Raw genomic sequence first — 13,278 nt, forward strand, 5'->3', positions numbered from 1 at the left:
ACCCTCCCGTTCGATCGATTTCCATAATGTTTCCGCACCGGACACCGCACTCATCCGTCGTCACCCCCGGCGATCTTAAATAGCGACTGACAGCCCGGCCGTGCAGGTCGGCGGCCGGGACCCGGAATGGCGTTGCCCGTGGGAAGTCAATTCATTGAATCGGCCACGAAGTCGGCGAAACGGTCGAGTCCCTCGTCGATCTGCCCGGCGCTCAGCGCGCTGCATGAAAGCCGGAGCTGATTCGTCGAGGAACGCCCGTCGTAGAAATGGTGCATGGGGACCCACAGCACGCCGTATTCCCGCGCGCAGTGTTCGAGGAGGTCGTCGGTCACGGTGAACGGCACGTCGAGCACGACGAAGAACCCGCCACCCGGGGTGTTCCACGTCACCTTGTACGGGCCGTCCGGCGGGAAGCGGCGCGCCAGCCCGTCCAGCAGCCGCCGCAGGTTGTTCCTGTACACCTGGCGCAGGTCCTCGTTGGCGGAGGAGAGGCTGTAGCCCGATTCGAGGAGCTTGCCGGCCACCAGCGCCTGGGCGAACGCGGGGGTGTTCACGGTCAGCATGCTCTTGATCTTGGAGAGCTGGTCGGCGAACAGCTCGGCGCGCTCGCTCCGGCCGTCCCACACGTACTGGTCGGCGACCGCGAACCCGACGCGGGCGCCGGGGAAGCAGGTCTTGGCGAACGATCCGAGGTACACGACCCGGCGACCGGTGTCCAGGGACTTGAGCGTCGGCATCCGCTCGTCCTCCAGCGAGAACAGGCCGTAGGGGTTGTCCTCCAGCAGCAGCAGGTCCTCGCGCTCGGCGATCTCCAGCAGGCGGTGCCGGGTGGCCACCGAGAGGGTGTGGCCGGAGGGGTTGGAGAAGTCGGGGACCAGGTACAGCGCGCGGGGCCGCAGTCCCTCGGCCCTGGCCCGGTCGACGACGGCCTGGAGGTCGGACAGCTCCTCGCCGTCCTCCACCCCGAGCACCGGCATGTCGACGAGCTTCGCCGCGCCGGTGATGCCGACGTACATCGGCGACACCGCGAGCAGCACGTCCCGCTCGTCGGTGCGCAGGGCCCGCAGCACCAGGTACATGGCCTCCTGGCAGCCCACCGTGACCACGATGGAGTCAGGGTCGGCCTTGATGCCCTCGTCGACGGCCAGGTTGCGCGCGATCAGCTCGTGGATGACGCCTTTGGTCCTGCCGTACTGGAACAGGGTCCGCACCACCTGCTCGGAGGTGTACCCGAGCTCCTTCTCCAGGTGGTCGCAGTAGGTGCGCAGGTACCGGTGCAGGTCCTCGACGCGGAAGAATCCCTCGAAGGGACGCCCCGCGGAGAAGGAGATGGCGTCGGGGAAGCGCATCACCAGCTCGTTGAGGAGGTTCATTCCCTCAAGCGCCGGGTCGGTCAGCGACGCGTGCAGCCCCGCGGTCAGCAGGTCCGCCATCGGCGGGCGGGACCCGGGCTCGCCCTCGAAGCCTTCGATCACCATTGACGGTCCTCCTGCGCGAGCGTGACCCGGAGGTCGCGGGCCGCCGCCGGGACGGGGCAGCCGGTGAGCGCGAGGGCGTTCGTGAACTCCTCGCGGACGATCGTGATGGCGGTCTCCACGCCACGTTCCCCGTCGGCGGCGAGACCCCACATCACGGGCCGGCCCACCAGCACGCCGTCGGCGCCGAGGGCGATGGCCTTGAGCACGTCGGTGCCGCGCCGTACGCCGCCGTCCACGAGGATCTCGCAGCGGCCGGCGACGGCCTCCGCGACATCGGGCAGCGCGGTGACGCCGGGCGGGGCGCCGTCGAACTGCCGGCCGCCGTGGTTGGACACCACGACGGCGTCGGCCCCGTGCTCCACCGCCAGCACCGCGTCCCTCGGGTCGAGCACGCCCTTGAGCACCAGCGGGAGCCGGGTGTTCTCCCGCACCCACGCGACGTCGCTCCAGCTGAGCGCCGGATGCATGATCGCGTCGGTGTGGGAGGCGATGGCGGACGCGGCGCCGGGCTCGCCCGCCCGCGCGACGTGCCGGTGCGGGTCGGCGAGGTTGGCGGCCACCACGTCGTGCGGCAGCCGGAAGCCGTTGCGCACGTCCCGCAGCCGCCTGCCGTACGGCGGGCAGTCGACGGTGAGCATGACGCAGCGGTAGTCCAGCGTCTCGGCGCGGCGCAGCAGGTCCAGGATCTGGCCGCGGTCGCGCAGCCAGTACAGCTGGAACCACAGCGGGCCGCCGACGGCCGCGACGTCCTCCAGCCGGTGGCTGCTGAGGGTCGCCACCGTCAGCGGGACGCCGAGCGTCTTGGCGGCGCGGGCCACGGCCAGCTCGCCGTCCGGGTGGTACAGCCTGTGGTACGCGATCGGCGCGACCGCCATCGGCAGGGTCGTGTCGGTGCCGAGCAGCCGGGCCGACGTGTCCGGGGCCGCGACACCGGTCAGCACCCGCGGGGTGAGCTGGATCCGGTCGAACGCGGCCCGGTTGGCGCGCAGGGTCACCTCGGCCTCGCTGCCGCCGGAGACGAAGTCCCACGTCTCCGGCGGGAGCACGGCCTCGGCGGCCTGCTCGACCTCACCGATGGTCAAAGGGCGCACCGACATGGTCAGGACTTCTGCCGCGACTGCTCGAGTTCGACGGCCTCGTAGAGCGCCTTGATGTTGCCGCTGCCGAAGGTCGTGGCGCCCGCGCGCTCGATCACCTCGAAGAAGTACGTGCGCCGCGGTGTGGCCGAGCGGGTGAAGCTCTGGAACAGCAGGCCGTCGTGGTCCTGGTCGGCCAGGATGTTGAGCCGCTCCAGCTCCTCCAGGGTGTGCTCGCGCAGCACCGGCACCCGGCCGCTGACCATCTCGTAGTAGCTGTCCGGCGGGTTGAGGAACTCGACGCCCCGCTCCTGCAGCGTGCCGGCGGTGCGCACGATGTCCTCGCAGGAGAAGGCGATGTGCTGCACGCCGGGGCCGGAGTTCGCCTTGACGAACTCGTCGATCTGGCCGGGCTCGCCGCCGATGTGGCCGGGCTCCAGCAGCACGAGGGTGATGTCCCCGGCGGCGTTCTGCACCACCTTGGAGTCCATCACCTGCTCTCCGGCGACGGTGCGCTCCTTGAAGATCATCGTGAAGCCGAGGACCTTCTCGAAGAACCGGACGTGCGGGTCGACCCCGCCGGGCGGCAGGCAGACCGCGAAGTGGTCGAGCACCTGGAGGCCCGTGCTCGGGTCCTCGGCGTCGGCCACGGGCGGCAGCCACGGCACCGGGTTGTCGCCGGCGCCGGAAGGCAGCTGCACGAACCGCAGCGCCACGTCGCCGAACGCCTGGATCGAGGCGGCGACGCCGCCGTCGCCGAGGGGCGCGGGCGCCGAGACCGGGCGGGCGCCGCGCGTCACGGCGCGGTCGAACGCCTGCCGGGCGTCGTCCACCCGCAACGCTATGGACGCCACGCCGTCGCCGTGCGTTTCCACGTATTCGGACACGAGATGCCCGGCGGACGCGGCGGAGGTCACGACCAGCGTGATTCCGCCCTGCCTCAGGGCGATGGAGCGGACGCTTTCGCCGGGCCCGCTGCGGGCCACCGGCCGGAAGCCGTATTGGGTCGTCAGCCCGCCGGCGACCGCGTCGGCGTCACTGACATAGAACTCGACATGGTTCAATTCGACGGTATCGACCACGTCACCGCGCGGCGTTTCTCTCATCGCGACTCTACGCCCCCATCCTGTGGTCCACCTGGCTCTGCGATCGTCAGACTATGAAGATCACTTTTCAATTTATTTTCAGTGTGATGTCCGGCGCGTCGGCCGGCACGCGAACTCCTTGTGCGAAGTGGTTTTAAAATCACTCTTCCGGGTACCCATAGGTGCATCTCCGCTGGTCAGCGGATCGTGTGTTGATCAGGTGACACGCGAGGACGCCGGGAGATGTGATTGTCGCTAACGTCGTCGCCGTTATCTGGAGCCCCCGTTCGACGTCGTTGGCGCAGGGTAATGGATACGCCTTTCAAAGGGATTTCATTACGCTGTCCGGCGCGTTGTGATTCATATCACATTCCCTACCGCAAACCGGCTTGACCGGTGGCGCTCCGCTATGGAACTCTGTGCCTGAATTGCTTCTCTATGCGAGGAAGTCGGGACATGACCGAGGCACAGGCAATCGATCTCGTTTCGAAGCTGATTAGCCGAGGGCGTTCCATCGCGCTCAAGGACATTTCCCCCTACACCCATCTGGTCAACGATCTCGGGCTGGATTCGTTGGACGCCGCCGAACTACTGGCCGCGCTTCACATGGAGACGGGGAAGCAGCTGGATTTCAATTCGATGGAGGACTTCCAGACGGTGGGAAGCGTCGCGAAGGTCCTGGTCGGTGCCATGGAGGGGAGTGACGCGTGATCACGGACGAGTACGAGAACACAACACCGGGGGCGTACGCGGCACCGGATGAGCACGAGCCCATGTGGCTGCTCAACCAGTACCGCGCGGCGGAGGTGCACGGCGCGGGGGTCATCCTGCGCCTGAGCCGTCTGGCCGACAATCTGCAGCTCAAGAACGACCTGACCCGTCACCTGCGTGACGAGGCGGTGCACGCCTGGCTGTGGACCAAGGCGATCCACGACCTCGGCGGCGACATCATGCCGGTGGACGAGCCGTATCAGACCCGTCTGGGCCACCACTTCGGCATCCCGCGCACGCTCGACGAGATGCTGGCGCTGACCTGGGTGTCGGAGCGGCGCGGCTGCGCGCAGTACGTGGAGCACCTGGACATCCAGGAGATCCCGTCCATCATCCGGCGGACGCTGCGCGGCATCGTCAAGGACGAGACCTGGCACGTGTCCTACATCCGGGAAGAGCTGGAGCGCAGGGCGCTCGCCGACCCCAAGGTGGAGACCATCATGGACCGCGCGCTGCTCGCCGACCAGCGGGCCATGGAGGAGATGACCGCCGAGGAGGCGACGGTGGGCGCCCAGGCCGGTGGCCGGTCGACATGACGGCATCGGCAGTTAGCGCCGACGATCGGCAGACGGCCGGTGAGGATCTGTTCCTGGAGAGCGCGGAGCCGCCGCGCGGCCACCTCTCCCTGGAGGAGATCGTCCGGCCGTTCTCCATCGAGGGCCGCGGGCTGACCGTCGTCGACCGCCAGTCGGAGACGCGTCTGAGCTACACCGACCTTGCCACGAGGGCCGCCGCCGCTTCCGAGCGGTTGCGCAAGGCAGGGGTCGGGCCGGGCACACCCGTCGCCATGACCATCGGCAACACGCTGGAATCCATCCTGTCGGTGCTGGGCGTCTGGATGGCGGGCGGCTGCGTCGTCTCCGTGCCGCCTCCGCCGCGGGCGGCGGCGCTGCAGTGGTACCGGAGCAACTTCATCCCGGTGCTGGAGACCATGGACTGCCGGTTCTTCGTCTCCGCGGACGACCCCGCCGAGCTCCCGCTGCCGGCGAAGGCCGTCGCGCTGCACCCGGCCGCGCTCGCCGAGGCCGACCACGAGCGGCGCAGGGTCCCGGACATCTCGATACCCGACCGGGCCCTGGTCCAGTTCACCTCCGGCAGCATCGGCGCCCCCAAGGGCGTCGTCATCAGAGGCGACCAGCTCGCCGGTCACCTCTCGATGATCGAGCAGGGCATGGGCATCCCGGACATCGACCACGAGGTCCTGGTGTCGTGGCTGCCGCTGTACCACGACATGGGCCTGATCGCGATGTTCATGACCGGGCTGTGCGCCCGGGTGAACATGGTGATCGCCGCGCCGAGCACGTTCGCGGGCAAGCCGTCCAACTGGCTGACCATGTTGTCGCAGTACAAGGCCACCATGACGGCCGCACCCAACTTCGCCTACCGGCTCGCCGCGTCGGTGCCCTACGACGACGGGCTCGACCTGTCGCGCATGCGCATGGCGCTCAGCGGCGGGGAGCGGCTGCACTGGCAGACGCTGCTCGACTTCCAGGACACCGCGGGCCCGCTCGGCTGGCGGTGGGAGGTCACCCGCCCGAGCTACGGCCTGGCCGAGGGCATCGTCGGCGCCAGCAGCACACCGTTGCTGCGCGGCGCGGTGCGCGGCCCCGGCGGGCACGTCTCCGTCGGCCCGCTGCTGCCCGGCAACCGCGTGCGGGTCAAGGCGGGCCTGGAGCCGAGTCCCATCCATCTCGGCGGCGAGTGGCTGCTGGCCGGTTACCAGACCGCCGAGGGCTTCGAGGCCCGGCAGGGGGACTGGTGGGACACCGGTGACGCGGGCTTCGTGCACGACGGCGAGCTGTACGTGCTCGGCCGCCGCAACGAGGTCATCTCGCTGGCCGGCCGCAACATCTTCGCCGAGGACGTCGAGGCCATCGGCCACGACGTCGGCGCGAGCCACGTCTCGGCGTGCGCGGCGTTCCGCGACTCGGCGGGGGACCACAGGTTCTCCGTGGTGGTCGAGGGCGACCGGTCGCTGACCGGTTCACCCGAGGACGCGGCGGAACTCGCCCGCAGGCTCCGCGCGACCGTGACCGAGATCCTCGGCACGCGCCTGACGTCGGTCCGGGTCGTCCGCAAGGGCTCGATCCCGGTCACCACGTCCGGCAAGGTGCAGCGGGCTCGCTGCCGCGCACTCCACGACAGCGGGGAACTCGACCGGCGGACGCTGGCCGAACTGAGGTAAGTCGACTTCGACACGGGAGAAGGGAGGCGCGTCCTCATGAGCGGCAAGATCTGGTTCGACGGCGAAATGAAAGCATGGGAAGACGCGACCGTCCACGTCAGCACCCTGGGCCTGCACTACGGCATCGGGTTCTTCGAGGGCATCCGCAGTCACGCCACCGACCGGGGCACGGTGGTCTTCCGGCTGACCGATCATCTTGAACGGCTGCGGCGCTCTGCAGCGATCTACGGCGTGCCGGCCCCGTACACGGTCGACCAGCTCCGGCAGGCCTGCTTCGACGTCATCACGGCCAACAACCTCGACGACTGCTACCTGCGGCCGATCATGTTCCTCGGCCAGGGCGCGGACCCGCTGCGGGCGCCGTTCCACACCGCGGTGATCGCGTCCCAGCACGGCCCGCTGGTCGGGGCACCGCCCACCGGGGGCGTCAAGGCCAAGATCTCCAGCTTCCACCGCTTCACGGCCAACTCGATGCCGCCCGCGGCCAAGGCCACCGGCCAGTACCTCAACGCGATGCTGGCGCAGACCGAGGCCAAGATGGCGGGGTGCGACGAGGCGCTCCTGCTCAACAAGGACGGCTTCGTCGCCGACGGCTGGGCGCACAACGTGTTCATCGTGCGGAACGGCACGGTGATCACCCCGCCGACGACCAGCGGCGCACTCCCCGGCATCACCCGGGAGTCGGTGCTCACCCTGGCCGCCGAGCGCGGCATCCCGGCCCGCGAGGCCGACCTGGTGCGCAGCGACCTGTACCTCGCCGACGAGTGCTTCCTCACCGGCACGGCCGCCGGGCTGGTCCCGGTGGCCTCGGTGGACGGCCGTCCCATCGGCGGCGGCGACCGCGGTGACGTCACCGCCACCCTGATCAAGGATCTGCACGACGCCGTGCACGGCACGAGCCACCAGGAATGGCTGGAGCCCGTGGCATGAGCCTTCATCGGGGGTACGCGGGGACGGAGAGCGACGAGGTGGCCGGCTTTCGCGAGCAGGTCCGCGGCATGCTCTCCGCCTTCGACGAGAAAGACTTCGAGAGCTGGGAACAGGACCGCCACATCCCCAAGGAGGTCATCGCCTCCCTGGGCGAGGCGGGCCTGTTCCGCCGCCGCTGGGAACGGGGTGCCGAGCGGGGCGTGCCGCGGCTCGTGGCCATGTGCCAGGAGATCTGCGACGTCAGCAGCGGCCTGGCGCTGGTCGCCATGGGCCAGAGCGAGGTCTTCATCGGCGCGCTGCAGTGGCTCGGCAAGGGCGAGCGGCAGAAGGCCCTGCTGGAGGATGCGCTGGACGGCCGCACGGTGGGCTGCTTCGGCGCCACCGAGCCCCGCGGCGGCTCCAGCCTCGCCGGCATGCGGACCACCGCGGTGGCCGTGGAGGGCGGGTGGCGGCTGACCGGCTGCAAGCGGTACATCTCCAACGTCGGGCGGGCCGACCAGATCCTGGTGCTCGCCAAGATGGAGAACCCGGCCCACGTCGGCGACCTCAGCCTGTTCCTGCTTCCGCTGGACCACCCCGGCGTCACCATCGACGGGTTCTTCGACACGATGGGCCTGCACGGCTGCGACGTCGGCCAGGTCACCTTCGACGCCGAACTTCCCGCCGACGCGCTGCTCGGCAACCACGGGGTCGGCCTGCTGTACGCGACGCACCTGCTGCAGTTCGAACGGCTGGCCATCTGCGCGCAGCTGATCGCCTCGGCGGCCACCGCCCTGCGTCTCGCCGTGGCGTACGCGCGGCGGCGCAGCATCGGCAACGACCGCATCATGGACAAGCAGGCGATCCGGCACCGCCTCGCGGCCTGTCAGGCCGAGTTGTGGAACCTGGAGGCCCGCCTGGCCCAGCTGGTCGACATCGCTCAGCGCGACGGGCGCATGCCCTCGCACGGGATCGCCGCGCTCAAGCTCACCGCGGGTGAGAGCGCCTGCCGCATCATCGACACGGCGATGCAGGTCTTCGGCGCCCGGGGTTACTCTAAGAATTTCCCACTCGAACGATTCTGGCGGGACGCCAGGCTCTCCCGCCTCGGCGGCGGGACCGATGAGGTGCTGGCCGACATGGTCGCCTCGGGGATCGATCGGCAGGATCCCCCCTTCGAGGACCTCATCAGTCGCCTGAGCATGAGCGATCTGCCACGTATGGACGATCGGTGACATGACTTCTCAAGCCAGCCCCCCAGCACCGACCCGGATCAGACCTCTCGGACGCCTCCTCGGCCTCGACGTGGTCCGGGCACTCGCCATCCTCGCCATGATCTACATCCATGTCCTCCCCACCGGCTGGCTGGCGCCGATCCTGCCGCCCGCCTCGCCGGTGCCGGTCCTCGGCTGGCTGCAGGAGAACCTGCCCAGCCGGCCGATGAGCCTGTTCGTCCTCTGCGCCGGCCTCTCCGCGGCGCTGATGACCGGCGGCACGAAGGCACCGACCGGGCATGCCATGACGATCACCCGGCGCAGGCTCGCCATGCGTTCGTTCGCCCTGCTGCCGTTCTCGCTGTACATGGACGGCATCGGCGAGCCGATCCTCATGTGGTACTTCGTGTGGTTCCTGCTGCTGATCCCGGTGCTCGGGCTCAGCGCGAAGACGCTGTTCATCACGTCCGGCATCATGACGGTGGCCAACCCGATCATCACGCTGGTCGTGCTGAACTACGCGGGCGGTTTCGCCAGGGAGTTCTACACCTATCCCCCGGTGAGCGGCTTCGACGTGCTGCTCAGCCCGGCGGACTGGCCCGCCTGGCTGCTGTTCTACACTACGCACCCCCAGATGCTGTACGCGCTGCCGCTGCTGCTGACCGGCTTCGCGATCGGGCGGCTCGACCTGAACAACCACCTGCTGCGCCTGCGAATGATCAAGCTCGGCTTGGCCGGCCTCGTGACCTCGCTGGCGGTGTCGTGGTTCGTGGCCACCCCGCTCGGCGTGCTGGAGGAGCTGCGCCCGCCCGGCTCGGGAGTGCCCGGCACGGCGGACAGCGGGCCGGTGCCCTGGGCGTCGCTGCTGATGGCGCCGCCGCACCAGCTGTACGCGCTCAGCATCCCCATGGTGGTGATGAGCCTGAGCATCGCCTCGCTGCTGCTCGGCGGGTTCCTCATCATCATGGACAAGAGCCCGTGGAACCGGCTGCTCTGGCCGCTGGCCGCGACCGGCAGCCTGGCGCTCACCATCTACGTCGGGCACTTCCTGGCTCTCATGCCCTTCGGGGAACCGCCCTTCTCGTTCAACATCTTCGCGAGCTTCCTGCTGTTCGCCCTGGTCTTCGCCACGATGTGGCGCAACTGGGCGCGGCGCGGGCCGCTGGAGTGGTTCGTCCACCAGGTCATCATGATCACGGTGCCGGACCGCAAGGGGGCCGAGGCGGCCAAGAAGGCCAAGGAGGCCAAGGAATCCAAGGAGCCTGAGGGTCCCGAGGAGCCGGCGTCGGCGGTGCGCGAGCAGTCCGACCAGCCGGCACAGGCGTGAGCCCCGGCATCGACCAAGGAGTATTCCGGTGATCACCCTCGGTAAGAAGACCTCGACCGTTCTGTCGGTGGTCGCGCTCGTCGCCATCGCGGGGCAGGCCCTGGCGTTCAGGTACGAGTTCAAGGCTCCGTACACCTGCCAGATCCCGAGCGTGGGACCCCTGGAAGGCAGCACCACCGGGTACACCACCTTCACCCCCGGTGCGGTCAAGGCGGGCTCGCCCGTCGCGATCGCGCTGGCGGTGAAGGCGCCCATCGACTCCCCGGTGGACATCAACAGCTGGACCGCGACCATCGACCTCGATGTCAGCGGTCCGGAGTCCGGCGTCGTGAAGTCGGAGGCCAAGGGCGGGTACTTCCCCGGCGGCGACCTGATCGGCATGCAGCTCGGCGCCACGTGGACCCCGTCCAAGCCGGGCACCTACGAGCTGCACCCCGGCAAGGCCACCGTGACGGCGGACGTCCAGACGTACGGTCAGGTCACCGTCACCTGCACCCCCGACGATCCGGGCACGCCGCTCAAGACCGTGACCGTCGGCTGAATCTCCCCACCTCGCGTGCCGGGTGCCCTCGGGCGCCCGGCACTCCGGTGTCCGCGGCGTCTCAGGTGGCGCGTTCCACCGCTCGGGCGAGCAGCAGCGCCATGTCGTCGCGCTCGTCGGCCTGCCTGCGCACCTCGGCGATCGTGTCGCAGACCCGTTCCAGTGCGCGCGGCGGGCCGCTCAGCAGCGAGCACAGCGTGGCGATGCCCTCGTCGACCGTCCGGTCCCGGGTCTCCACCAGGCCGTCGGTGTAGAGGGCGAGCATGCCGCCGGGCGGCAGCGTCGCCGTGCACGTCTCCAGGCGCTCGCCGCCCACCCCGAGCGGCGGTCCCGGGACGACGGGGAGCGGCGTGGCCTCGCCGCCCGGAGGCACCAGCAGCGGCGGCACGTGGCCCGCGCTGGCCATCGCGACCGCGCCGGTCGCCGGGTCGTACGTCACGTAGGCGCAGGTGGCGATCTGGTCGGGGTTGAGTCGCCGGGCCACGTTGTCCAGGTGGAACAGCAGCTCGCCCGGATCGAGGTCGAGGATCGCTAGCGTCTGCGTCGCGGTGCGCAGCTGCCCCATGGTGGCCGCCGCGCTGATGCCGTGCCCCATCACGTCGCCGACCACCAGCGCGCAGCGGTCGCCCGGCAGCGGGATCACGTCGTACCAGTCGCCGCCCACCCCGGCCAGGTCGCCGGCGGGGAGGTACCGGTGCGCGATCTCCAGGCCCGGCGGGTGGTGCAGGCGCGCGGGCAGCAGGCTGCTCTGCAACGCCAGGGCGGTGCGCCGCTCGCGGTGGTACAGGCGCGCGTTGTCGATGCAGATGGAGGTGCGCGCGGCCAGCTCCTCGGCCAGCGCGGCGTCCGGCTCCTGGAACGGCTCACTGCACGGCTGGCGCACCAGCACCAGGTAGCCCAGCACGTTGCCCCGGGCGATCAGTGGGGTGATGAGGAACGAGCCGCCGAGCAGCAGCCGGGCGATGATGGGACGCCCGAAGGCGCGGGCGTTGTCGTCGGCGATCGTCTGGTCGATGTACGGGATCCGCACGGTCTTCGCGGTCGCCATGGCCTGGGCCTGCGGCAGGTACGGCGGGTAGACGGTGACTTCCCCGGCCGGGAAGGCGGTGGCCCAGTCCCAGGGGTTGTCCACCGCCACCGCGGTGGCGGGCCGCCGGACCAGCGCCGCGCTGTCGGTGGGGTGACCGGGGAACTCGCCCTCGGTGATGAGACGCTCCTGAACCATGATCCCGCTGGCGTCGGCGATGCGCGGCACAGCCACGTCCACCACCTCGCGGCACGTCTGGGTCAGGTCGAGAGTGCTTCCGATGCGCGTGCTCGCGTCGTTCAGGAACGCCAGCCGTTCCTGGGACGACGCGTCGCCGCGCAGGCGTAACTCGACGCGACTGCGGGGATCTTTGATCACAAAATCAGGAGTCACTTGTCGTCGTCCTCCGACAGCCGCGAAACACCGCCTTCGATCTTATTAATATATGCCGGTACAGACCGTCTGCCTCGGTGAACGCCGGGTTTTGGGGCCCGTTCGTTAGTAAATGCACAATGTCATAAGTAAGGATAAAATGCCCGATTACCGGGCTCTTGTCCGCCGTGCGCTCAGCCCAGCCGCTCGCTGATCTCGGCCAGGAGCCGCTCCTGCTCGGCGCGCAGGAAGAAGTGATCCCCCGGCAGCGTACGCAGCGCGAACGGGCCGCTGGTGTGCGCGGCCCACGCCGCCATCTCCGACTCCCGGGTCGTCGGGTCGTCGCTCCCGTGGAACGCCGTGATGGGAATGTCCAGCTTGTGCTCGGGCCGGTACGCGTGGTCCTCGCTGAGCGTGAAGTCCGCCCGCAGCAGAGGCAGCAGCAGCTCCAGCAGCTCCGGGTGGTCGAACAGCTCCGGGCTGATGCCGTCCAGCTTGCGCACCCCCGCGAGGAACGCGTCGTCCGACATGGCGTGGATGCGCTCGTTGCGCGACGGCAGATGCGGCGCCTGCCGCCCCGAGACGAAAAGATGGCCGGGCAGCTCCCCGCCGGTCCGCCGTAGATACCGGGTGAGCTCGAACCCGACCGCCGCCCCGAGACTGTGCCCGAAGAAGGCGAACGGCCTGTCCAGCAGCGGCGTCAACCCCTCGGCGAGCGACGGCAGCAGATCTGCCATCCGCGAGTACGGCGCCTCGGCCAGCCGAGACTCCCGCCCCGGCGGCTGCACCGCGAACACCTCGACATGCGCGGGAAGCCGCTCATGCCACCCGCGATAAATAGACGCCCCGCCCCCCGCGTACGGAAAGCAAAAAAGCCGCACCCGCGCCGACGGCCGCGCCGCCCACCTCATAACCCACCGGTTAGCTGTGTTCACTTGACCTCACATGACGCGACCGGCCGGCCCATTCAGCAAAAAATCAGCCTAGCAGCCACCCCCCTCACCCGCAGTTCCCATACGCACCCACACGTTCCGCCCCCGGGAAACGAGTGGTCCCCCCACCTCGGCCACCTCTGAAAACGAGTGGTCCCCCCACCTCGGCCACCTCTGAAAATGGTCCTTGCGGTGGGCGCGCTTCGCGCGGAAAGCCGCAAGGGCTGTGTCTATGCGGGGGACACCCCCGCACCCCCGCGCCTGCCGGGCTCCACGCGAGCCCCGAAACCCAACTTGAGAGACCACCCACCCACACCCCCCCCCACCCCCCCCCCCCCCCCCCCCCCCCCCCCCCCCACCC

12 protein-coding genes are annotated in these 13,278 nt (G+C 69.7%); 7 read left to right on the plus strand and 5 right to left on the minus strand.

Translation table 11 applies throughout. From position 1 onward, the window contains the following. Positions 1–146: 146 nt before the first annotated feature. From ACFP1K_RS16460 to hppD, 3 genes are read right to left on the minus strand one after another with little or no spacing between them, the layout of a single operon-like run. Positions 147–1,478: an aminotransferase-like domain-containing protein gene (locus ACFP1K_RS16460; RefSeq protein ID WP_380753522.1), complete on the minus strand. Its 1,332-nt coding sequence runs from the start codon at positions 1,476–1,478 to the stop codon at positions 147–149. Then, entirely contained in the window at positions 1,472–2,560 is a 1,089-nt protein-coding gene (locus ACFP1K_RS16465) for an alpha-hydroxy acid oxidase (RefSeq protein WP_380753525.1), read from the minus strand. Before ACFP1K_RS16465 ends, ACFP1K_RS16460 begins: the two co-directional genes overlap by 7 nt. Before the next feature lie 17 nt (positions 2,561–2,577). Then, positions 2,578–3,618: a 4-hydroxyphenylpyruvate dioxygenase gene (gene hppD / locus ACFP1K_RS16470; RefSeq protein ID WP_380753528.1), complete on the minus strand. Its 1,041-nt coding sequence runs from the start codon at positions 3,616–3,618 to the stop codon at positions 2,578–2,580. A gap of 477 nt (positions 3,619–4,095) precedes the next feature. Between hppD and ACFP1K_RS16475 the strand changes: the two genes are divergently transcribed. From ACFP1K_RS16475 to ACFP1K_RS16505, 7 genes are read left to right on the plus strand one after another with little or no spacing between them, the layout of a single operon-like run. Further along, positions 4,096–4,350, plus strand: coding sequence for an acyl carrier protein (locus ACFP1K_RS16475; RefSeq protein ID WP_380753531.1), 255 nt, complete (start codon positions 4,096–4,098; stop codon positions 4,348–4,350). Continuing rightward, positions 4,347–4,946 (plus strand): ferritin-like domain-containing protein, encoded by a 600-nt coding sequence (locus tag ACFP1K_RS16480; RefSeq protein WP_380753534.1) that lies wholly within the window; start codon positions 4,347–4,349, stop codon positions 4,944–4,946. The genes ACFP1K_RS16475 and ACFP1K_RS16480 overlap by 4 nt, the downstream gene beginning before the upstream one ends. Further along, complete coding sequence (locus ACFP1K_RS16485) at positions 4,943–6,595, plus strand: AMP-binding protein (RefSeq protein WP_380753537.1); 1,653 nt, start codon at positions 4,943–4,945, stop codon at positions 6,593–6,595. Before ACFP1K_RS16480 ends, ACFP1K_RS16485 begins: the two co-directional genes overlap by 4 nt. 36 nt (positions 6,596–6,631) lie before the next feature. Continuing rightward, positions 6,632–7,525, plus strand: a complete 894-nt coding sequence (locus ACFP1K_RS16490) for a branched-chain amino acid transaminase (RefSeq protein WP_380753540.1) — start codon at positions 6,632–6,634, stop codon at positions 7,523–7,525. Continuing rightward, the gene (locus tag ACFP1K_RS16495; protein ID WP_380753543.1) at positions 7,522–8,739 is read left to right on the plus strand and encodes an acyl-CoA dehydrogenase family protein; all 1,218 of its coding nucleotides are present in this window, start codon (positions 7,522–7,524) and stop codon (positions 8,737–8,739) included. Before ACFP1K_RS16490 ends, ACFP1K_RS16495 begins: the two co-directional genes overlap by 4 nt. A gap of 1 nt (position 8,740) precedes the next feature. Further along, the gene (locus ACFP1K_RS16500; RefSeq protein WP_380753546.1) at positions 8,741–10,045 is read left to right on the plus strand and encodes a DUF418 domain-containing protein; all 1,305 of its coding nucleotides are present in this window, start codon (positions 8,741–8,743) and stop codon (positions 10,043–10,045) included. A gap of 28 nt (positions 10,046–10,073) precedes the next feature. After that, positions 10,074–10,586: a hypothetical protein gene (locus ACFP1K_RS16505; protein WP_380753549.1), complete on the plus strand. Its 513-nt coding sequence runs from the start codon at positions 10,074–10,076 to the stop codon at positions 10,584–10,586. A 61-nt stretch (positions 10,587–10,647) separates the two neighbouring features. Here the strand turns inward: ACFP1K_RS16505 and ACFP1K_RS16510 are convergent, their stop codons facing one another. Both ACFP1K_RS16510 and ACFP1K_RS16515 read right to left on the minus strand, forming a co-directional pair. Continuing rightward, the gene (locus ACFP1K_RS16510) at positions 10,648–12,006 is read right to left on the minus strand and encodes a PP2C family protein-serine/threonine phosphatase (RefSeq protein WP_380753552.1); all 1,359 of its coding nucleotides are present in this window, start codon (positions 12,004–12,006) and stop codon (positions 10,648–10,650) included. Between the two features lie 173 nt (positions 12,007–12,179). After that, a complete protein-coding gene (locus ACFP1K_RS16515; RefSeq protein WP_380753555.1) occupies positions 12,180–12,896 on the minus strand; it encodes a thioesterase II family protein in 717 nt (238 codons plus the stop codon). Between the last annotated feature and the right edge of the window lie 382 nt (positions 12,897–13,278).

Source organism: Sphaerisporangium aureirubrum, assembly GCF_042658925.1.
In the GTDB taxonomy this organism is placed as follows: Bacteria; Actinomycetota; Actinomycetes; order Streptosporangiales; family Streptosporangiaceae; genus Sphaerisporangium; species Sphaerisporangium aureirubrum.